Below are 23,881 nucleotides of genomic sequence, written 5' to 3' on the forward strand. Positions count from 1 at the left end.
GTCGCGGTCGTCGTCGGTCGCCGCCGGGATCAGCCCGGCGGAGGGCCGGATGCGTCCGTCATGGACGCGCCCGGCCGGAGCGGGCGGCGCGGGCACCGCCGGCGAGGCTATCCCTCGTAGGAGAAGTCCGCGCCCAGCTGGCGCAGCTTCCCGATGAAGTCCTCGTAGCCGCGGGAGATGATCCCCACGTTGCTGACGGTGGACCGGCCCTCGGCCGTGAGCGCCGCGATGAGGTGGCTGAACCCGCCGCGCAGGTCGGGCACCGTGATGTCCGCGCCGTGCAGGTGGGTGGGTCCCGTGATGACCGCGGCCTGCTCGAAGTCGCGTCGCGCGACGCGGCGCTCGTGGCCCTCGAGCCCCTCCTTGTGCACGACGATGTCGGCGCCCATTTCGTTGAGCGCGTCCGTGAACCCGAAGCGGTTCTCGTACACGGTCTCGTGGATGATCGAGACGCCGGGCGCCTGCGTGAGCGCCACGACGAGCGGCTGCTGCCAGTCCGTCATGAATCCGGGGTGCACGTCGGTCTCGATGACCACGGGCTTGAGGTCGCCTCCCGGGTGGTAGAACCGGATGCCGTCCTCCTCGATGTCGAACGCGCCGCCGACCTTCCGGAACACGTTGAGGAACGTCATCATCTCAGCCTGGCGCACGCCGCCGACGAAGATGTCGCCGCCGGTCGCGAGCGCGGCCGAGGCCCAGCTCGCGGCCTCGTTGCGGTCGAAGAGCGCGCGGTGCGTGTAGCCCTCGAGGCGGTCGACGCCCTCGATGAGGATCACGCGGTTCGGCTCCACGGAGATGATCGCGCCCATCTTCTGCAGGATCGCGATGAGGTCCATGATCTCGGGCTCGATGGCCGCGTTCTTCAGCTCCGTGATGCCCTGGGCGCGCACGCCCGTGAGCAGCACCTGCTCGGTCGCGCCGACGCTCGGGTAGGGCAGCTCGACGTTGGCGCCCTTCAGCCCGTTCGGGGCCGTGAGGCGGATGCCGCTCGGGAGCTTCTCGACGACGGCGCCGAACGCGCGCAGCGCGTCGAGGTGGAAGTCGATGGGGCGGTCGCCGATGCGGCAGCCGCCGAGGTCGGGGATGAACGCCTCGCCGAGCCGGTGCAGCAGCGGGCCGCAGAAGAGGATCGGGATGCGGGAGCTGCCCGCGTGCGCGTCGATGTCCGCCATGTGGGCGCTCTCGACGTCCTTCGGGTCGAGGATGAGGTCGCCCTCCTTCTCGCCCTTGCGGAGCGTGACGCCGTGCACCTCGAGCAGGCCCGAGACGACGCGGACGTCGCTGATGTCCGGCACCGAGCGAAGGAGGCTGGGGCTCTCGCCGAGGAGCGAGGCGACCATGGCCTTGGTGGCCAGGTTCTTGGCCCCACGGACCTCGATGCGGCCGCGCAGCGGGATGCCGCCGTTGATGACGATGGAGTCGGACATGAGGCCCACCCGCTCCCCCGCGTTCTTGGCGTCGCTGACTAGTGAGTTCATTCAGTTCTCCAGAGCTGCCGGCCGGGCCGGCAAGGTGCGCGGGCGCCATGCGGCCCGTCCGTGTTCGAAGGTGGTGATGGCGTCCTCGTCCCGGAGGGTGAGGGCGATGTCGTCGAGCCCCTCCAGGAGCCGCCACCGAGTGTATTCGTCGATCTCGAACGGGACCGCCAGGCCGGGTGCCGTGGCGACCCGCTCGACGAGGTCGACGGTGAGGTCGAGTCCGGGCTCCGCGTCCATCGCGGCCCACAGCCTCTCGACGTCGTCCTCCGTCACGATGCCCGTGAGGAGGCCCTGCTTCCCCGAGTTGCCCCGGAAGATGTCGCCGAACCTCGGGCTGAGCACGGCCCGGAAGCCGTAGTCGCGCAGCGCCCACACGGCGTGCTCACGGGACGAGCCCGTGCCGAAGTCCGGTCCGGCGACGAGGACGGTCGCGCCCTCGTAGACCGGCTGGTTGATGAAGAAGTCGGGATCCTGCCGCCACTGGAAGAACAGCGCGTCCTCGAAGCCGGTCTTGGTGACGCGCTTGAGGAACTGGGCGGGGATGATCTGGTCGGTGTCGACGTTCGACTGCTTGAGCGGGACGGCGGTGCCGGTGACGCGGCTGATGGGCTCCATGGTCAGATCCCCTGTCCGACGGCGGCGGCCTGGCGGATGGACGCGGCGTCGACGACGCCGTCCTCCTGCAGGTCCCAGGGGCTCGAGAGCGTGCCGCGGATGGCGGTCGCCGCGGCCACGAGCGGCGACACGAGGTGCGTGCGCCCGCCCTTTCCCTGGCGGCCCTCGAAGTTGCGGTTGCTCGTGGACGCGCAGCGCTCGCCCGGCGCGAGCTGGTCGGGGTTCATCCCGAGGCACATGGAGCAGCCGGCGAAGCGCCACTCGGCGCCGAAGTCAGTGAAGACCTTGTCGATCCCCTCCGCCTCCGCCTCGAGGCGCACGCGCGCGCTGCCCGGGACGACCATCACGCGGACGCCCTCGGCCTTGGTGCGGCCGCGCACGATCTCGGCGGCGGCGCGCAGGTCCTCCACGCGGCTGTTGGTGCAGGAGCCGATGAACACGGTGTCGACCGCGATCTCCTTCATGGGCGTGCCCGGGGCGAGGTCCATGTACGCGAGCGCCCGCTCGGCGGCGGCACGCTCGTTCGGATCCGCGACGGCCGCGGGATCCGGCACGGGCTCGCTGAGCGAGACGCCCTGGCCGGGGTTGGTGCCCCAGGTGACGAAGGGCTCGAGGGTGTCGGCGTCGAGGAACACCTCGGCGTCGAACACGGCGTCATCGTCGGTCGCGAGGGTGTCCCAGTAGGCGACGGCCTCGTCCCAGTCGGCGCCGGTCGGCGCGTGCGGGCGGCCCCTCAGGTAGTCGTAGGTGGTCTGGTCGGGGGCGACCATGCCCGCACGCGCGCCCGCCTCGATGGACATGTTGCAGATGGTCATGCGGCCCTCCATGGAGAGCGAGCGGATGGCGCTGCCGCGGTACTCGAGCACGTAGCCCTGCCCGCCGCCGGTGCCGATCTGCGCGATGACCGCGAGGATGATGTCCTTCGCGGTGACGCCGGGTCGGAGCGTGCCCTCGACCGTGACCGCCATGGTCTTGAAGGGCTGGAGGGGCAGCGTCTGGGTGGCCATCACGTGCTCGACCTCGCTCGTGCCGATGCCGAAGGCCATCGCGCCGAACGCCCCGTGGGTGGAGGTGTGGGAGTCGCCGCAGACGACCGTGATGCCCGGCATCGTGAGGCCGAGCTGCGGGCCGACCACGTGGACGATGCCCTGCTCGATGTCGCCGAGCGAGTGCAGCCGGATCCCGAACTCCTCCGCGTTCCTGCGGAGGGTGTGGATCTGCGTGCGGCTCGTCAAGTCGGCGATCGGCCGGTCGATGCCGATGGTCGGCGTGTTGTGGTCCTCGGTCGCGATCGTGAGGTCGGGGCGGCGCACGGGGCGGCCGGCGAGCCGGAGGCCGTCGAACGCCTGCGGGCTGGTGACCTCGTGCACGAGGTGGAGGTCGATGTATAGGAGGTCGGGCGTGCCGTCCTCCCCCTCGGCGACCAGGTGGTCGGCCCACACCTTCTCGGCCAGGGTCTTCGCAGGCTGCACGGCTCTCCTCATGGCAGTGGCGCGAGGGTCCCCACGCGCATCATGGGAGTCTAACGCCGGGTGCCCGCGGCTATTCCTCAGGTGGTGGGCGCGCCCGCGGTCCCGTCGTCGAGCGGCTCGTCGTGGGCGCGGGCCTCGATCACCACCACGGTGACGTTGTCGCGGCCGCCGGATGCGAGCGCCTGCGCGACGAGCGCGTCCGCCGCGCGGTCGACGCCGCCGCCGTCCGCGTGCGCGAGCTGCAGCACGCCGGAGATCGCCTGGTCGTCGAGCTCCTTGGTGAGCCCGTCGGAGCAGATGAGGAAAGCCTGGTGGTCGACGACCGGCAGCAGCCACTCGTCGGCGGCGACCTCGTCGTGGGATCCGACGGCCCGGGTGATGAGGTTCCGCACCGGGCTCCGTTCGGCCTCCGCGCGGGTCATGCGGCCCTGGTCGACGAGCTCCTGCACGGCGGAGTGGTCGATGGTCACCTGCTCGAGGCGACCGTCCGTCCAGGCGTAGACGCGCGAGTCGCCGACGTTGAAGACCATCCAGAGCGGGTCGCCTGCGTCCGAGCGCACGAGCGCGACGCCCGCGAGCGTGGTGCCGGCCACGGTTCCGGGCGGGTCGTCGCCCGTGATGAGGTCGCCGATCGCGTCGTTGGACGCGTCCACCGCCTCGACGATGAGGTCGCGCGTAACGGGCGCGTCGCCGGACAGGCCGCCGAAGGTCTCCACGAGGGTGGCGCTGGCGCGGTCGCCGAACGCGTGCCCGCCCATGCCGTCGGCCACGAGCCACACGGGCGGGTCGGCGAGGAGCCCGTCCTCGTTCACGGCGCGGACGCTGCCGACGTCCGTGCGGGCGGCCCACGTGACGTCGATGCGGCGCCCGCCGAGCGCGATGGCGCGGGCCTCGGTCACCGGGCGTCCCGGTCGTCGTCGCCGCGCTCGACCGGAGCGGGCTCGGCGTCGGCCCCGGTGACGGGGATCCCGTCGACGCGCATCTTGATGAGGCTGGCGACGGTCGCGACCACCATCGACGCGAGGATCACGACGAGGCTCACGAGCGTCGGGATCTCGGGCGCCCACTCGATGCCCTCCCCGCCGTTGACGAACGGCAGCGTGTTCTCGTGCATCGCGTGCAGCACCAGCTTCACGCCGATGAAGAAGAGGATGAACGCGATCCCGTACTTGAGGTACACGAGCCGGTCGAGCAGGCCGCCCAGCAGGAAGTAGAGCTGGCGGAGACCCATGAGGGCGAAGATGTTCGCAGTGAAGACGATGAACGGCGACTCGGTGATGCCGAAGATGGCCGGGATCGAGTCGAGGGCGAAGATCAGGTCGGTGGTGCCGATCGACACGAAGACGATCACCATCGGCGTCAGCACCTTGCGGCCGTCGATCACGGTGCGCACCTTCGCGCCGTCGAAGTCGGGCGCGATCTTGAGGCGCCGGCGGAGGAACCGGATGAACAGTGAGTCCTCGCTCTCCTCGTCCTCGTCGCCCACCGCCTGCTTGACCGCCGTGTAGAGCAGGAACGCGCCGAAGATGTAGAAGATCCAGCTGTAGCTCTCGATGAGCTCCGCGCCCAGCAGGATGAAGATCCCGCGCAGCACCAGCGCGATGATGATGCCCACCATGAGCACCTCCTGCTGGTACTTCCTGGGCACGCTGAACCGGCTCATGATGATGACGAACACGAACAGGTTGTCGATGCTGAGGCTGTACTCCGTCAGCCACCCCGCGAGGAACTGTCCCGCGTGCTCGCCGCCCGCGACGAACAGCATGATGACCGCGAACACCAGCGCGAGGCCCACGTAGAAGGCGACCCAGAGTGCCGACTCCTTCGTCGACGGGACGTGCGGTCGCCGGTAGACGATCAGCAGGTCGGCGACGAGGACGAGGAGGAGCACCGTCAGGGAGACGATCTCGAACGGGAGGGGGAGGTCCAGGGGCACGCGGTGGCTTTCTGCAGCATGGGAACGGCACGGACATGCCTCGACGAAACTACATGGCGGCCGACGGGTTGTTCACAATTCCCCCATCCGGGGCATCCGGCCATCGGCCCGCGGTTACGGTGGTCGCTCATGACACGAGAGGGACGCCCCATGTCCGTACTGGCGAACGAGCTCGATGCACCCGACCACGGCGGGGAGGACACCGGACCCCGGCGTCGCGGCCCCCGCACCTCGGGCGACGCCCGAGCCAGCATCATCGAGGCGGCCCGCATGCTCTTCATCGAGTCGGGAGCCGACCGCGTGAGCGCCCGCCGCATCGCCGCGGCGGCCGGGGTCGACCCGAGCCTCGTCCGCTACTACTTCGGATCGCTCGAGGCCCTGCTCGAGGAGGCGCTGCGCCCCTCGGAGGACCTCATCGCCCCGTACCTCCGGCTGCGGGTGCTGCCCATCGAGGAGCGCGGCGCCGCCCTCGTCTCCGCGGCGCTGCACACGTGGGAGCACCCGGTCGGATCCACCATCATGCGCTGGGTCACCGTGTCGTCCGACCACGACAGCGCCGCCTACAGGCGGTTCGCCGAGGCGGCCCCGCAGCACTGGATGAGCGCGCTGCCGGAGGAGACATCCGCCGAGGAGGCGGGCATCCGCAACTCCCTCGTCGGCGCCGCCCTCGGCGGCATCGCCATCACCCGCTACATCTGGCGGATGGAGCCCATCGCGAGCATGTCGCACGAGACGGTCGTCGCGCTCCACGGGCCCGTCGTGCAGGAGTTCCTCACAGGCCCGCTGCCCGCCGTCCCGGCCGTGGCGGCCGCGCCCGCCGCCTGACCACCCGGCGCGCTGTCGCCGGCGGGGCTCATGTCCGGTCGGTCAGCTCCTCGCGGACCGCGAGCGGCCTCCGCACCAGCTTGTGCGGCGCGGCCTGCGCCACCGGCTTGAGGGTGAGCAGGTCCACGTTCACGTGCGGCGGCAGCTCCACCGCGTGCACGATCGCCGAGGCGACATCCTCCGCGGTGAGCGGCCCGGGCACCCCGTCGTAGACCGCGTCCGCCTTCGCCCGGTCGCCGCCGAAGCGCACGAGCGAGAACTCCTCCGTGCGCACCTGGCCGGGGGCGATCTCGATCACGCGGATGGGCTCCCCCGCGAGCTCCAGGCGGAGCACCCCGAGCATCGCGTGCACGGCGGCCTTGGCGGCGTTGTAGCCGCCGCCGCCCTCGTAGGGCACGTGCGCGGCGATGGAGCTCACGGTCACGATGTCGGCGCTGCCGCCCTCGGGGACGCTGGCGCGCAGCAGCGGTAGCAGGGCGGCGGTCACGCGCTGCACGGCGAGCACGTTGATCTCGTAGATCCAGGCCCAGTCCTCCGGCGATCCGCCCTCGACCGAGTCGGTGCCGACGGCTCCCCCGGCGTTGTTCACGAGGGCGTGGACGTGACCGGTCTCGCGCAGGTGGTCGCGCAGCGCGTCGACGTCGGCCTGCACCGTGAGGTCGGCGACGGCGTACGTCGCGCCCGTCTCCTCGGCGAGCGCGCGCAGGCGGTCCTCGCGGCGGGCGACGGCGACGACGTCCCACCCCCGGCTCCGGAACAGGCGGACGGTGGCGGCGCCGATCCCCGAGCTCGCACCCGTGACGACGACCCTCTTGGCTGTGGACATGAGCCCAGCGTAGGGAACGCGGGTGCCGACGGGTTACGCCCCGCGACGGCTCGCGTTGACCGGCCGCCGACGCGCTTCCTACTGTCGTGGTGCGCCCGCACGGGCGGCACCGACGCACGAGGGAAGGCACGACGATGAGCGACCACGACGAGGACCGGGCAGCGGGCTGGCGCTTCGAGACGCAGCAGATCCACGCGGGGGCGGCGCCGGATCCGGTCACCCACGCCCGCGCGACGCCGATCTACCAGACCACGTCCTACGTGTTCGACGACTCCCAGCACGCGCAGGACCTCTTCGCGCTGGCGCAGCCGGGCAACATCTACGGGCGAATGATGAACCCCACGCAGGCCGTCGTCGAGGAGCGCATCGCCGCCCTGGAGGGAGGCACGGCTGCGCTCCTGGTCGCCTCGGGACAGTCCGCGTCGACGTTCGCGGTGCTCAACATCGCCCAGGCGGGCGACCACATCGTCTCGAGCTCGTCGATATACGGCGGCACGTACAACCTCTTCAAGTACACGCTCGCGAAGCTCGGGATCGAGACGACGTTCGTCGAGGACCAGGACGACCCCGCGGCATGGGCCCGGGCGGTCCGCCCCGACACCAAGCTCTTCTTCGCGGAGACGATCGGCAACCCGCGCATCAACATCCTCGACATCCGCGCGGTCGCCGACCAGGCGCACGCCGCGGGCGTGCCGCTCATCGTGGACAACACCATCGCCACGCCGTACCTCATCCGGCCGTTCGAGCACGGCGCCGACGTCGTGGTGCACTCGGCGACGAAGTTCCTCGGCGGGCACGGCACGGTCATCGGCGGGCTCGTCGTCGACGGCGGCCGGTTCCCGTGGTCCGAGCACGGCGAGCGCTTCCCCGGCCTCACGACCCCCGACCCGTCGTACCACGGCGTCACCTACGCCGAGGCCGTCGGCGACGGCGTCGCGTACATCACCAAGGCGCGCGTGCAGCTGCTGCGCGACCTCGGGGCGTCCATCGCCCCGGCGAGCGCCTGGCAGCTCATCCAGGGCATCGAGACGCTGAGCCTCAGGATCGAGCGGCACGTGCAGAACGCCCAGGCGGTCGCGGAGTGGCTCGACGCGCACGACGACCTCGCGGACGTCTACTACGCGGGCCTGCCGACGAGCCCCTCGTACGCGGCGGCGAACCGGTACGCACCGCTCGGCGTCGGAGCCGTGCTGTCCTTCGAGCTGAAGGGCGGGGTGGACGCCGGGCGCGCGCTCGTCGACTCGCTGCAGCTGTTCAGCCACCTGGCGAACATCGGCGACGTGCGGAGCCTGGTGATCCACCCGGCCTCGACCACCCACGCGCAGCTGACGCCGGAGCAGCAGCTGACGGCCGGCGTCACGCCGGGACTCGTGCGGCTCTCGGTCGGGCTCGAGAGCATCGACGACATCATCGACGACCTCGCGGCCGGGCTGCCGGCCGCGCGGGCCGTGAAGGACGGCGCCGCACCGGCCGCGCTCGCCGGCACCCGGCCGAGCGGGGCGTAACACTCGGGCGCGCGTCCGCCGCGGGTGCTTCACTGATCGGGATGGACTGGCAGACACCCGAGGACACCGTCCCGTCGAGCCTCGTGACGGACGCGCAGATTCGCTCCCTGATCGGCCGCCCGCCCGCGTCGGGCGCCTGGCGCGAGGGCGATCCCGTCGCCGACCGGCTGTTCGCCTCGGTGGGCGGCATCGACCTGGAGGCGGGCGGGCGGATCCCCTCGGTGCGCGTCGCGTACGAGACCTTCGGCGAGCGCGACCCCGACGGCGGGAACGCCGTGCTCGTGCTGCACGCGCTCACGGGCGACAGCCACCTCCGCGGACCCGCGGGTCCCGGGCAGCCGACCGGCGGGTGGTGGTCGGGCATCGTGGGGCCGGGGCTCGCCATCGACACCGACCGCTGGTTCGTCGTCGCCCCCAACATGCTGGGCGGCTGCCAGGGCACGACCGGCCCCGCATCCCTGGCGTCCGACGGCGCCGAGTGGGCCGACCGGTTCCCCTACATCACGATCCGCGACCAGGTCGCCGTCCAGGCGGCCCTCGCGGACGCGCTCGGCATCGACGTGTGGGCGGCCGTCGTCGGCGGGTCCATGGGCGGGATGCAGGCGCTCGAGTGGGGCGTGGGGTTCCCCGACCGGATGCGCCGGCTCGCGATCCTCGCCGCCCCGGCCATCGCCAGCGCCGACCAGATCGCTCTCAACTCGGTGCAGGCCGAGGCGATCCGGATGGATCCCGCCTACCGCGACGGCGACTACTTCGACGCGGCGGACGGGGACGGCCCGCACCGCGGGCTCGCGCTCGCGCGCCGCATGGCGCTGCTGAACTACCGGAGCCCGCACGAGCTGAACCAGCGCTTCTCCCGCTCCTGGCAGAGCGGCATCAGCCCCATGGGCGACGAGGGCCGCTACGCCGTGGAGTCCTACCTCGACTTCCACGGCAACAAGTTCACCCGGCGCTTCGACGCGACCAGCTACATCCGCCTCATCGACGCGATGAGCTCGCACGACGTGGGCCGCGACCGCGGCGGGGTGGAGGCGGCTCTCGCGCGGGTGCGGGCGGCGACCCTCGTGGTGGGCATCGACAGCGACCGCCTGTTCCCCGTGCCGGACCAGCGGCTCATCGCGCAGGCCGTGCCCGGATCCGTCGACGGCGGGCAGGTCGTGGTGATCTCCTCCGACTACGGACACGACGGGTTCCTCATCGAGAACCAGGCCGTGGGACGCGAGCTCGCGCGCCTGCTCGACACCCGCGCGTAGGAGCGCCCCAGTCCGGGGGTGAGTTCCGGCCGCGGCATCGCCCGCGACATCATGCGTTCCTATGCTTCCCCTGGGAGCACGCCGCCGCCTCCGGGCTCCGGCACGAGGGGAGCACCGATGAGCCGACGTCCGCTGCACGCGACGGGCCAGGGCCAACGGGTCCGCGTGGCGCTGGTCGACGACCACGTCCTCCTGCTCGACGGGCTGAGCGCACGGCTCTCCCGTCCCCGCACGGGCGTCGAGGTGGTCGCGACCTCCCCCACCTGGAGCGGGCTCGTGCGCGACGACCGCTTCCCAGATGCCTTCGACGTGGTCGTCCTCGACCTCGCGCTGCGCGACGAGGTCCCGGTCGCACAGAAGATCCGCACGCTCGCGGGCGCCGGCCTCACGTCCGTGCTGCTGAGCACGCACGCCGACCCCTCCACCATCCACGGCGCCATGCGCGCGGGCGCGTCCGCCGTCGTGCCCAAGGCCGAGTCGTCCGAGGAGCTGATCGCCAGCATCCACGCGGCGGCCGACGGCACGCCCCGACAGAGCGCGCTCGTGCAGCAGGCGATGCAGGACTTCCACGCCGAGGAGGACCCGCGGCTCGGCCAGCAGGAGCAGCGCGCGCTCGTGCTCTACGCGGGCGGACGGTCGGTCCGCGACGTCGCCGAGGCGATGAGCACGACGGAGGAGACCGTCAAGTCGTACATCAAGCGGGGCCGCCGCAAGTACTTGCACGCGGGGACGGACCTCGGGACCAAGCTCCTACTCCGGCGCCACGCGATCCGCCACGGCTGGATCGCGCCGGAATAGGACGTCGACCGGCCCGAGCCCACCCGGACCCGCCCGGCGGCGGGCGATCATACGGCATGTGGACAATCGGCCCCGGCCGTCACGCGGGCGTGCCTCCGGCGTGACGGACGCGCCTAGGATCGGAGGCACACCGAGCGCACGCCACCGGCGTCGGCGCACTCCGAGCGAGGACCCGATGGATCGCATGAAGCGCGAGCGCGAGCGCCTACTGCAGCGGACCGCACGCGTGTACGGCCTCAGCTTCTCCGCGGTCGCCGCCGCGTGCATCCTGCTGGCGGGCGAGATCCCCGTCCCCGCGGCAGCCGGGAGCCTCGCGCTCCTGGCCGTGCTCGCCGTCGCCCAGTGGAGGATCGGGACGGACGCGAGCGTCAGGTGGATGGTCGTCGTGCTCGTGGCCGGCCTCGCGGCCATGGTCGTCGCCCAGCTCGGCGGGCGCTCCGCGTCGTCGCTCACCGCGCTCACCCACATCTCCGTGGGCGGCATCGGGTCGCTCGCCCTCCTCGGGACCGTCCGATCTGGCCGGCTCCGCATCGTGGCGGCCGCCTTCGTGCTCACCAGCGCGGTCGCCGTCGTAGCGTCCTGGGCCACGGCCGCCTTCCCCTACGTCGTGCTCGTGCACGTGTTCGGCTGGATGCTCGCGGGGATCCTCGGCTACTGGCTGAGCGTGGCCGTGCACCGGGTCGGTCGCCGCATCACCGACATCGGGCGCGCCCACCGCGCCGAGCGCATGGCGAGCGAGCTCGAGGCGCAGCGGCGGCAGGGCGCCCGGCTCCTGCACGACACCGTGCTCGCGACCCTCACGCTGCTCGCGCACTCCGGGGTCGGCGTCACGCCGCAGGCCATGCGCCAGCAGGCGGCCGACGACGCGCGCCTCCTCCGTCAGCTCCGCCTCGGCGCGAACCCCACGCCCCAGGCGTCGGGCGGGTACACCCTGGAGCCCGTGGAGCAGTCCGTGCTCGGCAACACGCTGGAGTCGGTCAAGCAGCGCTTCGGGCGGATGGGCCTCGAGGTGAGCTGGCACGGGACCGGCCAGGTCCTGCTGCCGAGCGACATCCTCGACGCCTTCCTCCTCTCGCTCGCGGAGTGCCTGGAGAACGTGCGGCGGCACGCGGGCGTCACGGAGGCGCACGTCACCATCACCGACGACGACACCACCGTGCGCGCGATGGTCACGGACGCCGGCGTCGGCTTCGACCTCGCGCACGTGGACCAGGCGAAGCTCGGCTTCAAGGAGTCGGTCGTCGCGCGCCTCACGGACGTGGGCGGCAACGCCCGGCTGTTCTCCTCTCCCGGGTCGGGCACGACGGTCGTCCTCGAGGTGCCGAAGTGAGCGGCCGTGCGGACAGCGCGCCGTCCCGCGCCAGCCGTCGCATCCGCCTCCCCGAGGGGACGTCGACGCAGCCCACCTCCATCGGCCTCGGCTACCTGGGCGCGGGATCCGCGGTCGTCTGCGCCATCGCGATCGGGTACGGTCTCGTCCGCTTCGCGCTCGACTACCGGATCATGCCGTCGCCCCGGCTCACGGCGACCGCGTGGATCCTCCTCGTCGCCCTCATCGCCGTAGTCGTCGTGGCCATCCGCGCCCTTCGCGACCGGATGCCCGGCCCGCTCATGGCGGTCTTCGTCGTCGGCCTCGGCATCGTCGTCGCGCTCGACCTGGTGGCGGTGTGGCCCCTCGGCGACGTGATGCAGCACGCCACCGCGGGCATCGCCGCCGGCGCCGCGCGCGAGGTGCTCGCGGTCGACGCCGCCCTGGGCATCGTCCTCCTCCTCGTCTTCCTGTTCTCGGATCCCGTGCGCCCCGGCGACATCGCCCCCGAGCTCTCCGCCATCTCCCGCGCGGTGGTGCCCGCGGCGTTCGGCGTGACGGTCGTCCGCGGCTTCCGCCGCCTGACCGAGATGGAGCTGGACCGCGTGCTCGTGCAGAGCACCGTGTCCGCGCCGCGCTACGCCGTCGGCATGATGGCGTCCGAGGAGCTGGCGCGCCTCGACCTGGCGGCCGAGCAGCTCCTCGACGACGTCGCCAACGCGCGGGAGCCGCTCCCCCTGTCGCCCCTCGCCGCCTCGACGGCAGCGTCGCTCGCGACCGAGCTGCGGCTGCACCTCATCGAGGGCCGCCGTGAGACGTGGCTGCACCACGCGATCACGGAGTCGGAGTTCCTCGGACCGGACGTCACCCTCAGTGACCCGAACGCCCTGGCGGGGCTCCTCGACCGCCGCCAGCGCGACGGCCTGCTCTCGGCGGTCTGGCTCCTGCTCACCTCGACGGAACGGCGCAGCGGCGTGCCCGAGGTCTCCGTGCAGCTCGCGCTCGGACCGCTCCGCGGCAGGCCGCCCGGCGCGCAGCCCGTGCCGCTCCGACGCGCCGTCGTCCCGATCGTCGTGACGACGACCGGGCTCCCGCGCACCCGACTGGATCCCTCGACGTGGGATGCTATCGACAAGGTCGGCACGCACACCGAGAGCACCCGCGGGTCGAGCCTCCTGATCACCATCGACTGCGTAGTGGACAACCCCGCCGACCGGTGAGGGCCCCGCACTAGGTGTACTCGGCCATGACGTTGGTGACACTTCGGGGCGTGTGAAGAGGCCTCCTGGCTTGATGGAGCTGTTCAGTTCAACCATCGCCAGGAGGCCTCGATGTCCCACGGTAATGCTCGTCTGACGGTTCACGGGAGGGTTCTCCTCGTGCGGCGGGTGGTGGAGGATCGTCGGCCGGTCGCGCACGTCGCGCGGGAGCTGGGGGTGTCGCGGCAGTGCGCGCATCGATGGGTGAACCGGTTCCGTGCCGAGGGGCTGCGAGGGCTGACGGATCGGTCATCGCGGCCCCGGTCAGTACCGAGGCGAACGAGCCCGGAGCGGGAACGGGCCGTGCTGGAAGCGCGGGCCCAGTTGCGGGCGGGTCCTGCGCGGCTGGCGCCGGTGACAGGTGTTCCATCCCGTACGATCTCCCGCATCCTGCGCCGGCACGGGGCGCCGCCGTTGGCATGGTTGGACCCCGTCACCGGGGCCGTGATCCGGGCATCCCGGTCAACGGCGCACCGGTATGAGCACGAGCATCCGGGTGATCTGATCCACGTGGACGTGAAGAAGCTCGGGAGGATCCCGGACGGAGGCGGCTGGCGGGTCCACGGGCGCAGCGAGCAGGTCCGCGGCCGCGGGATCGGGTTCGATTACGTCCATGCCGCGGTCGATGACCACACCCGTCTCGCCTACGCGGAGATCCATCCCGATGAGAAAGGCGCGACCGCGGCCGGGTTCCTGACCCGCGCAGCGGCGTACTTCGCCGGGCGCGGGATCACCCGGATCGAGCGGGTCATCACGGACAACGCGTTCGCCTACCGGCACTCGACCGCGTTCAAGAACGCCGTCCAGGACCTGGGCGCGCGGCAGAAGTTCATCCGCCCGCACTGCCCCTGGCAGAACGGCAAGGTCGAGCGCTTCAACCGGACCCTCGCGACCGAGTGGGCCTACCGGCAACCCTTCACCAGCAACCAACACCGGGCCGACGCGCTTGACCCCTTCATCGAGCACTACAACACTGAACGAATCCACTCAAGCCACGGGCTCACGCCCGCGGCCCGAGTGTCACCAACGTCATGACCCATGACAACTAGGACCGGAGAGCACGTGTCAGCTGAGAACCGACCGATCACCCTTGCCATCGTGGACGACCACAGGATGCTGCTCGGGGCCCTGACCGAGTGGATCCGCAACGCCGCGTCCGACATCGAGATGGTCGCCGCGGTGTCCACCTGGCCCGACCTGCTGACGCATCCGCGGTTCCCCGTCGACGTGGTGCTCCTCGACCTCGACCTCAAGGACAACCTGCCGATCTCGCTGAAGATCGCGACGCTCAAGACCACGGGCGTCAAGACCGTTCTCATGAGCACGTACTCGGAGCCCAACGTCGTGCGCGAGGCCCTGGCGTCCGGCGCCCTCGGCTACCTCGTGAAGAGCGAGGACGCCAGCATGATCGTCGACGCGATCCGCCTCGCGGCCGACGGCCAGTCGTACATCTCCGCGGAGCTCGACCTCGCGATCAACAGCACCGACGTCGGCGGCGTGCCGAAGCTCAGCGCGCAGGAGCGCCGGGTCATGGCGCTCTACGGCGGCGGCGAGCCGGTGAAGTCGGTCGCGTACAGCCTCGGCATCTCCGAGGAGACCGCGAAGTCGTACCTCAAGCGGATCCGCGAGAAGTACCGCGTGGCGGGCTTCGACGTGGGCACCAAGGTGGCGCTGCGGAAGCGCGCGATCCAGGACGGGATCCTGCTCCAAGGCGAGTAGCGCGGCCCGCGCCGACTCAGCCGCCGATGCCGATCGGCTGGGTCGTCAGCCGCTGGCCGTCGGTCAACCGGCGGGATCCGCGCTGGTGCCGGTCGAGCCCGAAGGCCGCGAGCGCGATGAGCAGGCCGGCCACGCTCAGCCCCACGCCGACGAGCGCGGGCGACGTGTAGCCGAGACCTGCCGCCACCGTGACCCCGCCGAGCGCCGCACCGACCGCGTTGCCCGTGTTGAGCGCCGAGTGGTTGAGGGCTGCGGCGATGGACTGCGAGTCGTGCGCCACGTCCATCAGCCGGATCTGGATCCCGGGCGACAGCGCCGCCGCCGACCCGCCGATGAGGAACAGGGACACGAAGAGCCCGACCGGGTTCGACGCGGTGAGCACCAGCCCCACGAGCGAGAGGATGAGCAGCCCGAACAGGGACAGCAGCGCGGCCTTCACGTCGCGATCCGCCCACCAGCCACCCGCGAGGTTGCCGACCGTCATACCGAGGCCGACGACCACGAGAGCCAGCGGCACGGACCACTCCGGAAGCCCGGTCACCTCGGTGACCATGGGCGACACGAAGGTGTAGACGGCGAAGAACCCGCCGAAGCCGATCGCGCCGATGAGGAGCGCGAGCCACACCTGCAGCCGCGTGAACGCCCGGAGCTCGCGCCGGAGCGTCGCCTCGGGGTTGCCGGCCTGCGCGGGCACGGCCAGGAGGACCGCGACGAAGGTGGCGGCGAAGATCGCGGCGACGACGAGGTACGCGACCCGCCAGCCCGCGTTCTGCCCGATCCACGTGACGATGGGCACGCCGATCACGTTGGCGATGGTGAGCCCCGCGAGCACGAAGGCGACGCCCCGGGCGCGCTTGCCCTCCCCCATGAGCTGCGCGGCGACGAGCGAGGCGATCCCGAAGTAGGCGCCGTGCGGCAGCCCCGCGACGAAGCGGGCGAGGACCACGAGGCCGAAGCTCGGGAGGATCGCGCTGAGCACGGTGCCGAGCGTGAAGGCCAGCAGCAGCCAGAGCAGGAGCTTGCGCCGGGGCGCCCGCGCCGACGCGGCGGCGATGGTCGGCGCGCCCACCACGACGCCGAGGGCGTAGGCGCTGATCAGCGTGCCGGCCTGCGCGTTGGCGGCCTCCGTCGAGCGCGCGGCCACCTCGGGCAGCAGGTCGGATGCGAGCTGCGGCAGGAGCCCCATGGCGACGAACTCGGTGGTGCCGATGGCGAATCCGCCCATCGCGAGGGCGAGCAGGGCGATGCGGACGCGGGCCGGCGACAGCGTCGCCTGCCCGGAGGAGGGGGGATTCACCCGACGAGCCTACCGGCGGTCGGGATGCGGGCCGGTGGTCAGTCGGAGGCGCCGCGGGCGTCGAGCGCCTTCTCCAGGCGCTCGAGCTTCCCGGTCAGCTCGCCCGCGTAGCCGGGACGGATGTCGGCCTTGAGGACGAGCGCGACCCGCGTCCCGAACGGCGCGACGGCCTCGGTGGCGCGGCGGACGACGTCGAAGACCTCGTCCCAGTCGCCCTCGATCGTGGTGAACATGGCGTCGGTGCGGTTCGGCAGGCCGGACGCGCGGACCACGGCCACCGCGGCGGCCACGGCGTCGTGCACGGAGGCGTCGGGAGCGTCGCCCCCGCTGGGTGCGACGGAGAAGGCGACGAGCATGGGGACTCCCGGGGTTCGACGGCGGCGGCGCTCCGGGCGGGTGCCCGGCCGGCGTCCGGCTGTGGGATCAGGGTACGACGGCGGCGACGCCTGTGGACGGAGGCCGACGCCGGGGGCGGCCTCCGGCGAGACTGCCCGAGTACTTGAAAGTTCACAGAACGGGTGGGGCGCAGCGCCCGCCCGCATCGCACGGAGGAGCAGCGCCATGGACAAGAAAACGAAGATCATCATCGGGGTCGCGGGCGGCGTGGTCGTCCTCGTCGGCGCCTTCGCGGCGTTCGGCGATCCCATCTACAAGCAGCTGGCGGGCACGCCCGACGCCGCCCCGACCCTGGCGTCGACGCCGGCGGCCGGTGGCGCGCTCGGCGACCTGTCCGGCGACTGGACCGTCGGCGGATCCTCCTACGCCGGATACCGCGTCGACGAGGTGCTGAACGGAACGCCCGTCACGGTCAACGGCCGGACGGACGCCGTCACGGGCGACATCACGGTCGCCGGATCCCAGGTCACCAAGGGCACCATGACGGTCGACGTCACCAAGATCGCCACGGACCAGCCGCCGCGCGACGCGTACTTCCAGAACGTGGCGATGGCGACGGGCGACTTCCCGACCGCCACCTTCACGCTCACGCAGCCGATCGCCGCCGACGGCGTCGAGGCGGGCGTCCCGGCGACGTACGACGTGACCGGCGACCTGACCCTGCACGGCGTGACGAAGAGCGTGACCGCGCAGATGCAGGCGAGCTTCACGTCGGACGGCGGACAGATCGTGGGCTCCATCCCGATCACGTTCCAGGACTTCGGGGTCCAGGCCCCGAGCCTCGGCTTCGTGACGGTCGAGGACCACGGCTCCGTCGAGTTCTCGCTCGACGTCGCGAAGGCCTAGCCGCCGGATCCCGCCAGCGTCTCCCGCACGGCCCTCGGCATCGCCTCGGCGACGTCGAGGGCCGTGATCGGTCCGCCGCCGGATGCGAGGTCGCCCGCCCGACCGTGCAGCCACGCGGCGGCCGCGGCGACCTCGGCGAGGGCGGCCAGGGGATCCGGCGCGTCGGCGACCCGCGCGGACGCCCCGGCGACGAGCGCACCCAGCGCACCGCCCAGGACGTCCCCGGAGCCCGCCGTCGCGAGCCACGGCGTCCCCGCCCGCACCGCGATGCGCGCGGACCCGCCGACGACGAAGGTGGTCGCGCCCTTCAGCATCACGCACACGCCGAGCTCCCGCGCGGCGCGCTCCGCCCAGCCCGGCGCGTCCGCCGCGATCTCCTCGGCCGACGCCCGGATGCCGGCGCCGTCGAGCAGCCGCGACAGCTCGCGGAAGTGCGGCGTGACGATGACGGGGCCGGTCGCGCGTCCCACGAGGTCCAGCGCGCCCGCGTCGACGACCGACGGGAGGCCCTGCCGGAGCGCGGCGACGATGGCGTCGGCCGCGGCGTCGTCGCGGTGCGCCTGGTCCATGCCGGAACCGACGAGCCACGCCTGCACGCGCCCGTCCGCCGTGACGACCTCGGGGCGGCGGGCGAGCACCGAGGCGGACGCGCCCGCGGGGCCGAGGTACCGGATCATGCCGACGCCCGTGCGCGCGGCCGCCTCGACACCGAGGACAGCCGCGCCCGGGTACCGGTCGGATCCCGTCCGGACGCCGAGCACGCCGCGCGTGTACTTGTCGTCGTCGTCCCGCGGAAGGCGGATCGCCCGGCGCGTGCGCTCGGCGTCCTGCCGGATCCAGCCGTCGGGCGCGTGGTCGTGGTGCGCGTCGCTCATGCCCTCACGATAGGCGCGCGGGAATGCGGCGACCGCGCCGGGCCTTGGGACCATGAGGCCTTGCGAGGCCCTCCGCCCGTCCCCGCGCGCCGAGTCCCCCTCGGGATCCGCGGCCGCCCGCCTGGAAGGATCCCCATGACCACGTCCCCGCTCTTCGAGCCGATCACCGTCCGCGGCGTCACCGCGCGCAACCGCATCTGGGTCGCGCCGATGTGCCAGTACAGCATCGACGCGCGAAACGGCGTGCCGGGTGCGTGGCACCTCGCGCACCTTGGCTCGTTCGCCCGCGGCGGCGCGGGGCTCGTGATGGCGGAGGCAACCGGCGTCAGCCCGGAGGCGCGCATCACGCCCGAGGACACCGGCATCTGGGACGACGCGCAGCGCGACGCGTGGAAGCCGATCGTCGACTTCATCCACGAGATGGGCGCGGTCGCCGCGATCCAGCTCGCGCACGCGGGCCGCAAGGCCTCCACCTACTCGTTCTCCGGACGCGGCACCATGCCGGCCGAGGAGGGCGGCTGGGAGACGGTCGCCCCGTCCGCCGAGCCGTTCCCCGGCTATGGGACGCCCGTCGCGCTCGACGCCGCCGGAATCCGGAAGGTCGTCGACGACTTCGCCGCGGCCGCCCGCCGCTCCGTCGACGCCGGCTTCGACGTGCTCGAGCTGCACGCCGCCCACGGCTACCTCCTGCACCAGTTCCTCTCCCCGCTGAGCAACCACCGCGACGACGAGTTCGGCGGCAGCCTCGAGAACCGGGCGCGCCTGCTGCTCCAGGTGATCGACGCCGTGCGCGCCGAGGTCCCCGACGCACCGCTCCTCGTGCGCTTCTCCGCCACCGACTGGGCGGGCGACGCCGGCTGGGACGAGCAGCAGACCGCGACGGTCGCCGCCTGGGCCGCCGAGCACGGCGCCGACTTCTTCGACATCTCCACGGGCGGCAACACCACGGGCGTCACGATCCCCGTCGCCCCCGGCTACCAGGTGCCGTTCGCCGAGTACGTCAAGGAGCACGCGAAGGTCGCGCTCAACGCGGTCGGCCTCATCACCGAGCCCGCGCAGGCCGAGGCCGTCGTGGCCGAGGGCCGTGCGGACGCCGTGATGCTCGGCCGCGAGATGCTCCGCGACCCGCACTTCGCGCTGCGGGCCGCGCACGAGCTGGGCGTCGAGATCGACTACTGGCCCAAGCAGTACGACCGGGCGCGCTGGGCCGCCTGACCGCTGCCCCGCACGACGACGGCCCGGCATCCCGCGAGGGGTGCCGGGCCGTCGTCACGCGTGCGGTCAGGCCCGCCGGGTGGCGTCCTGCACCTCGCCGACGAGCTCCTCGATGATGTCCTCCAGGAACAGCACGCCCGTCGTCTCGCCCGCCTCCGTGAAGGCGCGGGCGAGGTGCGCGCCGGAGCGGCGCATCATCGCGAGGGCGTCCTCGAGCTCGGTGCCCTCGAAGACCGACACGAGCTGGCGGATCCGCTTGGTCGGCACCGGCCGCACGAACTCGCCGGCCTCGTCGAGGTCGATGACGTCCTTGAGGTGCAGGTAGCCGGTCGGCTCCCCCGCCTCGTCCACGATCACGTACCGCGAGAAGCCGTGCCGGGCGACGGCGCGCTCGACCTCGGACGGCGACGCGGTCTCGGGCAGGCTCACGAGGGCGTCGAGCGGGATCGCGATGTCCTGCACCTTCTTGCCCGTGAACTCGAACGCCGCGGTGAGCGCACCGGTCCGGTCCTCCAGGAGCCCCTCGCGCGTCGACTGGTCGACGATCCCCTGCACCTCGTCGAGCGTGAACGCGCTCGCGGCCTCGTCCTTCGGCTCGACCTTGGCGATGCGGAGCACCGCGTTGGAGATCGCGTTCAGTGCCACGATGAGCGGCTTCACCACGCGCGCGATCCCGACGAGCGGCGGCGCGAGCAGCAGCGCCGCCCGGTCCGGAACCGAGAACGAGATGTTCTTCGGCACCATCTCGCCGAGCACCACGTGCAGGAACGACACGATCAGCAGCGCGATGACGAACGCGATCGTGGAGATCGCCTCCTCCGGCAGCCCGGTGGCGCCCAGCGGGATCTCCAGCAGGTGGTGGATCGCCGGCTCGGACACGTTGAGGATCAGCAGCGAGCACACGGTGATGCCGAGCTGCGTGGTCGCGAGCATGAGCGTCGCGTGCTCCATCGCGAAGAGCGTGATGCGTGCGGCGCGGCTGCCCTCCTCGGCGCGCGGCTCGATCTGGGACCGCTTCGCGGAGATGACCGCGAACTCGGCGCCGACGAAGAAGGCGTTGACGGCGAGCAGCACGACGAGCGCGATGATCCCCCCGGCGTACTCACCCACGGGACGGCTCCTTCCTCATCGCGGCGCGTTCCGCGTCCGCCTGTCGTCCGGCCTCGCGGCCGGCCTCCCGCTCGGCCTGGCGGTCCGCCTGGCGCTCGGCGCGCGTGGTGCCCACCGCGGTGGCGACCGGCACGGGGACGGGCGTGAAGCGGATCCGGTCGATGCGCCGGCCGTCGAGCCGCTCGACCCGGAGCGTTCCGGTCTCGAGCTCCAGCTCGTCGCCCACGACGGGAAGGCGGCCGAGCTCGCTCATGACGAAGCCGGCCGCGGTCTCGTACGGACCCTCGTCGGGGATGCGCAGGCCCGTGCGCTCGAGGAGCTCGTCGGGCCGCAGCATGCCGGGGAAGGTGAGCGAGTCGCGCGAGCGGACGACGCCCGCACGCGTGCGGTCGTGCTCGTCGGCGAGCTCGCCGACCAGCTCCTCGACGAGGTCCTCGAGCGTCGCGACCCCGGCCGTGCCGCCGTACTCGTCGACGACCACCGCCATCTGGAAGCCGCGCCCGCGCAGCTCGCCCAGGAGGTCGTCGAGCTTCATCGTCTCGGGCACGCGGATCGCCTCGGACTGCAGGGCGGTGACGGGCACCTGCGCGCGCTTCTCGCGCGGCACGGCCACGGCCTGCTTGACGTGCACGAGGCCGATGACGTCGTCGACGCCGTCGTCCGTGACGGGGAAGCGCGAGTAGCCGGTGGTCATGGCGAGCTCGATCACGGTCTGCGCGCTGTCCGTGCGCTCCACCGACTTCACGCGCAGGCGCGGCGTCATGACGTCGGAGGCCGTGAGGTCGGCGAACCGCAGCGTCCGGCTGAGCAGCATCGCCGTGTCGTCCTCGAGGAGGCCGGCGAGCGCGGAGCGGCGGACGAGCGAGGACAGCTCCTCGGCGGAGCGCGCGCCCGACAGCTCCTCCTTCGGCTCGATGCCGACGAGCCGCAGGATCCCGTTCGCGCTGTTGTTGAGCAGCAGCACGGCGGGCTTGAACACCGTGGTGAACAGGGTCTGGAAGGGGATCACGAGCTTGGCCGTCTCGCGCGGCAAGGCCAGCGCGAAGTTCTTGGGCACGAGCTCGCCGATGATCATCGACAGCAGGGTCGCGACGACGAGCGCCACCACGGTCGCGACCGGGGAGACGAGGCCCTCGGCGAGGCCGGCGGACGTCAGCGGACCGGCGAGCAGCAGGCTGAGCGTCGGCTCCATCGTGTATCCGGCGAGCAGCGTCGTCAGCGTGATGCCGAGCTGGGCGCTGGAGAGGTGGGTCGAGGTGATGCGGAGCGCGCGGATCGGCGGGCCGAGCCGCTTCTCGCCGCGCTCCTGGCGCTTCTCGAGGTCGGAGCGGTCGAGGTTCACGAGCGCGAACTCGCTGGCGACGAAGAGGCCGGTGCCGAGGGTCAGGACGAGACCCACGGCCAGGAGGAGCCATTCATGCACGAGGGCGGCTCCGGGGAGCCGGGCGCGCGGCCGGCTTCAGTCGGAGGGGCGCGCGCAGCGGGGGTCTATGAGCAGGAGGAGGGTCGTCCATCGTCCATCGTCCGTCGAGCATACCGGGGCTCACCATCCGACCGGCAGGGGCTTGCCCTCCTCGTAGCCCGCCGCCGACTGGATCCCGACGGCGGCCCGCTCCGCGAACTCGGCCCGCGTGCGCGCCCCGGCGTAGGTGAACGCGCTGCGGACGCCCGAGGTGATCGTGTCGAGCAGGTCCTCGAGGCCGGGGCGGAGGGGGTCGATGCGGATCCGGCTCGTGGAGATCCCCTCCGCGAAGAGCGTCCGCCGCGCGAGCTCGAACGCCTCTCGACGCCCGAACCGCTCCTGCACCGCGCGCGTCGACGCCATGCCCCAGCTCTCCTTGGCGAGACCGCCCTCGTCGTCGACGAGCAGGCGGCCGGGCGACTCGACGGTGCCCGCGAACCAGGATCCGATCATCACGCTCGCGGCACCCGCGGCGAGGGCGAGGGCGACGTCCCGCGGGTACCGCACTCCCCCGTCCGCCCAGACGAGCGCGCCGGCCGCGCGGGCGGCCTCGGCCGTGTCGAGCACGGCCGAGAACTGCGGCCGGCCGACGGCGGTCATCATGCGGGTGGTGCACATGGCGCCGGGTCCGACGCCGACCTTGACGATGTCGGCGCCCGCCTCGACGAGGTCGCGCGCGCCCTCGGCGGTGACGACGTTGCCGGCCACGAGCGGCACCCGGGGATCGAGGGCGCGCACGTCGCGGATCGCGCGGAGCATCGCCTCCTGGTGCCCGTGCGCCGTGTCGAGCACGAGCACGTCGACGCCGGCCGCGAGCAGCGCGCGGGCCCGGCCCACCGGATCGCCGTTGACGCCGACCGCGGCGCCGACCGCGAGGCGCCGTGCCCGTCGACGGCCGGCGCGTAGACGGTGGACCGGAGCGCGCTCCGGCGGCTGAGCGTGCCGACCAGTCGGCCGTGGGCGAGCACGGGCGCGAAGTCGATCCCGGCGGCGTGCATCAGGTCGAAGGCCGCGCGGCCCGTGGGCACGTCGTCGGCGTCGAGGGAGGCGAGCGCGCCGTGCGGGAGGTCGCCGAGCCGGGTGCCGTCGGGGACTCCGGCGAGCTGCGTACCCTCCAGGCAGCCGACCATCTCCCCGTCCGCGTCCCGCAGCACGATGCCGTGTCCGGCGATGGGCGGCAGGAGCTCGCGCGCCTGGCCCGCGGTGGCGTCCGGCGGCAGCTCGAGCGGCGAGTCGTAGGCGACGGGCTGGTCCTTCACCCGGTGGATCGCGGCGTCCAGCTCCTGCGGGCGGAGGTCCTGCGGCAGGATCCCGATGCCGCCGCGGCGAGCGAGCACGGCGGCCAGGCGCGGGCCGGTGACCGACCCCATGTTGCTGGCGACCACCGGGATGGTGCACGGCGTGCCGTCGCCCGGGGCGAGGTCGACGTCCATCCGGCTCGCGACGTCGGACCTGCCCGGGCTCAGGAACACGTCCGAGTAGGTCAGGTCGTGGGCGGGAGCCTCTCCGGTGAACCTCATGCCCCGACGGTAGCCCCGCAGGCCGGCCGCGCACCAGGGCGTCGCCGGGGCCCCCATCCCGACGCGCCGCTCCCGGCGGCCCGACCGGGGGAAGGTTTAGGCTGGGTGATCGTGGACGCGCGGCACGCGAACGGGCCGCGCGAGGCAGACGACCAACAGCAAGAG

21 protein-coding genes and 1 pseudogene are annotated in these 23,881 nt (G+C 72.6%); 10 read left to right on the plus strand and 12 right to left on the minus strand.

Annotated elements, in window-relative coordinates; translation table 11 throughout:
- Positions 1-107 precede the first annotated feature (107 nt).
- From murA to CMS_RS10160, 5 genes are all read right to left on the minus strand, one after another.
- Entirely contained in the window at positions 108-1,478 is a 1,371-nt protein-coding gene (gene murA / locus CMS_RS10140; RefSeq protein ID WP_012299370.1) for a UDP-N-acetylglucosamine 1-carboxyvinyltransferase, read from the minus strand.
- On the minus strand, positions 1,479-2,093 hold the full coding sequence (gene leuD / locus CMS_RS10145) for a 3-isopropylmalate dehydratase small subunit (protein WP_012299371.1): 615 nt from the start codon (positions 2,091-2,093) through the stop codon (positions 1,479-1,481).
- Positions 2,094-2,095: 2 nt separating this feature from the next.
- A complete protein-coding gene (leuC, locus tag CMS_RS10150; RefSeq protein WP_012299372.1) occupies positions 2,096-3,577 on the minus strand; it encodes a 3-isopropylmalate dehydratase large subunit in 1,482 nt (493 codons plus the stop codon).
- Positions 3,578-3,642: 65 nt separating this feature from the next.
- Positions 3,643-4,464, minus strand: coding sequence for a PP2C family protein-serine/threonine phosphatase (locus tag CMS_RS10155; protein WP_012299373.1), 822 nt, complete (start codon positions 4,462-4,464; stop codon positions 3,643-3,645).
- Positions 4,461-5,501, minus strand: coding sequence for a TerC family protein (locus CMS_RS10160; RefSeq protein WP_012299374.1), 1,041 nt, complete (start codon positions 5,499-5,501; stop codon positions 4,461-4,463). The genes CMS_RS10155 and CMS_RS10160 overlap by 4 nt, the downstream gene beginning before the upstream one ends.
- 150 nt (positions 5,502-5,651) lie before the next feature.
- Here CMS_RS10160 and CMS_RS10165 point away from each other — a divergent pair, with 150 nt between their 5' ends.
- On the plus strand, positions 5,652-6,326 hold the full coding sequence (locus CMS_RS10165) for a TetR/AcrR family transcriptional regulator (protein ID WP_041464609.1): 675 nt from the start codon (positions 5,652-5,654) through the stop codon (positions 6,324-6,326).
- 28 nt (positions 6,327-6,354) lie between these two features.
- On the opposite strand, the gene CMS_RS10170 is transcribed toward CMS_RS10165, so the two are convergent.
- Positions 6,355-7,152: an SDR family oxidoreductase gene (locus tag CMS_RS10170; RefSeq protein ID WP_012299376.1), complete on the minus strand. Its 798-nt coding sequence runs from the start codon at positions 7,150-7,152 to the stop codon at positions 6,355-6,357.
- A gap of 134 nt (positions 7,153-7,286) precedes the next feature.
- Here CMS_RS10170 and CMS_RS10175 point away from each other — a divergent pair, with 134 nt between their 5' ends.
- The 7 genes from CMS_RS10175 (at position 7,287) to CMS_RS10205 (ending at position 14,995) form a co-directional block, all read left to right on the plus strand.
- The gene (locus tag CMS_RS10175; protein ID WP_041464610.1) at positions 7,287-8,657 is read left to right on the plus strand and encodes a bifunctional o-acetylhomoserine/o-acetylserine sulfhydrylase; all 1,371 of its coding nucleotides are present in this window, start codon (positions 7,287-7,289) and stop codon (positions 8,655-8,657) included.
- Positions 8,658-8,698: 41 nt separating this feature from the next.
- The gene (gene metX, locus CMS_RS10180) at positions 8,699-9,910 is read left to right on the plus strand and encodes a homoserine O-acetyltransferase MetX (RefSeq protein ID WP_012299378.1); all 1,212 of its coding nucleotides are present in this window, start codon (positions 8,699-8,701) and stop codon (positions 9,908-9,910) included.
- 117 nt (positions 9,911-10,027) lie between these two features.
- A complete protein-coding gene (locus CMS_RS10185) occupies positions 10,028-10,708 on the plus strand; it encodes a response regulator transcription factor (RefSeq protein ID WP_012299379.1) in 681 nt (226 codons plus the stop codon).
- A 175-nt stretch (positions 10,709-10,883) separates the two neighbouring features.
- Positions 10,884-12,038 (plus strand): sensor histidine kinase, encoded by a 1,155-nt coding sequence (locus CMS_RS10190; RefSeq protein WP_041464611.1) that lies wholly within the window; start codon positions 10,884-10,886, stop codon positions 12,036-12,038.
- Positions 12,035-13,237, plus strand: a complete 1,203-nt coding sequence (locus CMS_RS10195; protein ID WP_012299381.1) for a hypothetical protein — start codon at positions 12,035-12,037, stop codon at positions 13,235-13,237. The genes CMS_RS10190 and CMS_RS10195 overlap by 4 nt, the downstream gene beginning before the upstream one ends.
- A 111-nt stretch (positions 13,238-13,348) precedes the next feature.
- A complete protein-coding gene (locus CMS_RS16645; protein WP_012296866.1) occupies positions 13,349-14,311 on the plus strand; it encodes an IS481-like element IS1121 family transposase in 963 nt (320 codons plus the stop codon).
- A 3-nt stretch (positions 14,312-14,314) separates the two neighbouring features.
- Complete coding sequence (locus CMS_RS10205) at positions 14,315-14,995, plus strand: response regulator (RefSeq protein WP_223842625.1); 681 nt, start codon at positions 14,315-14,317, stop codon at positions 14,993-14,995.
- A 16-nt stretch (positions 14,996-15,011) separates the two neighbouring features.
- Here CMS_RS10205 and CMS_RS10210 read toward each other — a convergent pair whose 3' ends face one another.
- A complete protein-coding gene (locus CMS_RS10210) occupies positions 15,012-16,292 on the minus strand; it encodes an MFS transporter (RefSeq protein ID WP_012299383.1) in 1,281 nt (426 codons plus the stop codon).
- 38 nt (positions 16,293-16,330) lie between these two features.
- Positions 16,331-16,648 (minus strand): thiamine-binding protein, encoded by a 318-nt coding sequence (locus CMS_RS10215; RefSeq protein ID WP_012299384.1) that lies wholly within the window; start codon positions 16,646-16,648, stop codon positions 16,331-16,333.
- Positions 16,649-16,853: 205 nt separating this feature from the next.
- Here CMS_RS10215 and CMS_RS10220 point away from each other — a divergent pair, with 205 nt between their 5' ends.
- Positions 16,854-17,534, plus strand: coding sequence for a YceI family protein (locus CMS_RS10220; RefSeq protein WP_012299385.1), 681 nt, complete (start codon positions 16,854-16,856; stop codon positions 17,532-17,534).
- Here CMS_RS10220 and CMS_RS10225 read toward each other — a convergent pair.
- Positions 17,531-18,409: an ADP-dependent NAD(P)H-hydrate dehydratase gene (locus CMS_RS10225; protein ID WP_407637311.1), complete on the minus strand. Its 879-nt coding sequence runs from the start codon at positions 18,407-18,409 to the stop codon at positions 17,531-17,533. The genes CMS_RS10220 and CMS_RS10225 overlap by 4 nt on opposite strands.
- A 135-nt stretch (positions 18,410-18,544) precedes the next feature.
- On the opposite strand from CMS_RS10225, the gene CMS_RS10230 reads away from it, so the two are divergent.
- Entirely contained in the window at positions 18,545-19,624 is a 1,080-nt protein-coding gene (locus CMS_RS10230; RefSeq protein WP_012299387.1) for an NADH:flavin oxidoreductase/NADH oxidase, read from the plus strand.
- A 66-nt stretch (positions 19,625-19,690) separates the two neighbouring features.
- Here the strand turns inward: CMS_RS10230 and CMS_RS10235 are convergent, their stop codons facing one another.
- The 3 genes and pseudogenes from CMS_RS10235 to guaB1 form a co-directional block, all read right to left on the minus strand.
- On the minus strand, positions 19,691-20,734 hold the full coding sequence (locus CMS_RS10235; RefSeq protein WP_012299388.1) for a hemolysin family protein: 1,044 nt from the start codon (positions 20,732-20,734) through the stop codon (positions 19,691-19,693).
- A complete protein-coding gene (locus tag CMS_RS10240) occupies positions 20,727-22,157 on the minus strand; it encodes a hemolysin family protein (RefSeq protein WP_012299389.1) in 1,431 nt (476 codons plus the stop codon). The genes CMS_RS10235 and CMS_RS10240 overlap by 8 nt, the downstream gene beginning before the upstream one ends.
- Before the next feature lie 120 nt (positions 22,158-22,277).
- Positions 22,278-23,716 (minus strand): annotated as a pseudogene (gene guaB1 / locus CMS_RS10245) (GMP reductase).
- Positions 23,717-23,881: the final 165 nt, after the last annotated feature.

The organism is Clavibacter sepedonicus, from assembly GCF_000069225.1.
GTDB classification, from domain to species: domain Bacteria; phylum Actinomycetota; class Actinomycetes; order Actinomycetales; family Microbacteriaceae; genus Clavibacter; species Clavibacter sepedonicus.

Excerpts from the sequence above, each read along its gene's own strand:
- murA (WP_012299370.1), bottom strand. The coding sequence starts at position 1,478 with ATGAACTCACTAGTCAGCGACGCCAAGAACGCGGGGGAGCGGGTGGGC.
- leuD (WP_012299371.1), bottom strand. The coding sequence starts at position 2,093 with ATGGAGCCCATCAGCCGCGTCACCGGCACCGCCGTCCCGCTCAAGCAG.
- leuC (WP_012299372.1), bottom strand. The coding sequence starts at position 3,577 with ATGAGGAGAGCCGTGCAGCCTGCGAAGACCCTGGCCGAGAAGGTGTGG.
- CMS_RS10165 (WP_041464609.1), top strand. The coding sequence starts at position 5,652 with ATGTCCGTACTGGCGAACGAGCTCGATGCACCCGACCACGGCGGGGAG.
- CMS_RS10170 (WP_012299376.1), bottom strand. The coding sequence starts at position 7,152 with ATGTCCACAGCCAAGAGGGTCGTCGTCACGGGTGCGAGCTCGGGGATC.
- CMS_RS10175 (WP_041464610.1), top strand. The coding sequence starts at position 7,287 with ATGAGCGACCACGACGAGGACCGGGCAGCGGGCTGGCGCTTCGAGACG.
- metX (WP_012299378.1), top strand. The coding sequence starts at position 8,699 with ATGGACTGGCAGACACCCGAGGACACCGTCCCGTCGAGCCTCGTGACG.
- CMS_RS10185 (WP_012299379.1), top strand. The coding sequence starts at position 10,028 with ATGAGCCGACGTCCGCTGCACGCGACGGGCCAGGGCCAACGGGTCCGC.
- CMS_RS10190 (WP_041464611.1), top strand. The coding sequence starts at position 10,884 with ATGGATCGCATGAAGCGCGAGCGCGAGCGCCTACTGCAGCGGACCGCA.
- CMS_RS16645 (WP_012296866.1), top strand. The coding sequence starts at position 13,349 with ATGTCCCACGGTAATGCTCGTCTGACGGTTCACGGGAGGGTTCTCCTC.
- CMS_RS10205 (WP_223842625.1), top strand. The coding sequence starts at position 14,315 with ATGACAACTAGGACCGGAGAGCACGTGTCAGCTGAGAACCGACCGATC.
- CMS_RS10215 (WP_012299384.1), bottom strand. The coding sequence starts at position 16,648 with ATGCTCGTCGCCTTCTCCGTCGCACCCAGCGGGGGCGACGCTCCCGAC.
- CMS_RS10220 (WP_012299385.1), top strand. The coding sequence starts at position 16,854 with ATGGACAAGAAAACGAAGATCATCATCGGGGTCGCGGGCGGCGTGGTC.
- CMS_RS10225 (WP_407637311.1), bottom strand. The coding sequence starts at position 18,409 with ATGAGCGACGCGCACCACGACCACGCGCCCGACGGCTGGATCCGGCAG.
- CMS_RS10230 (WP_012299387.1), top strand. The coding sequence starts at position 18,545 with ATGACCACGTCCCCGCTCTTCGAGCCGATCACCGTCCGCGGCGTCACC.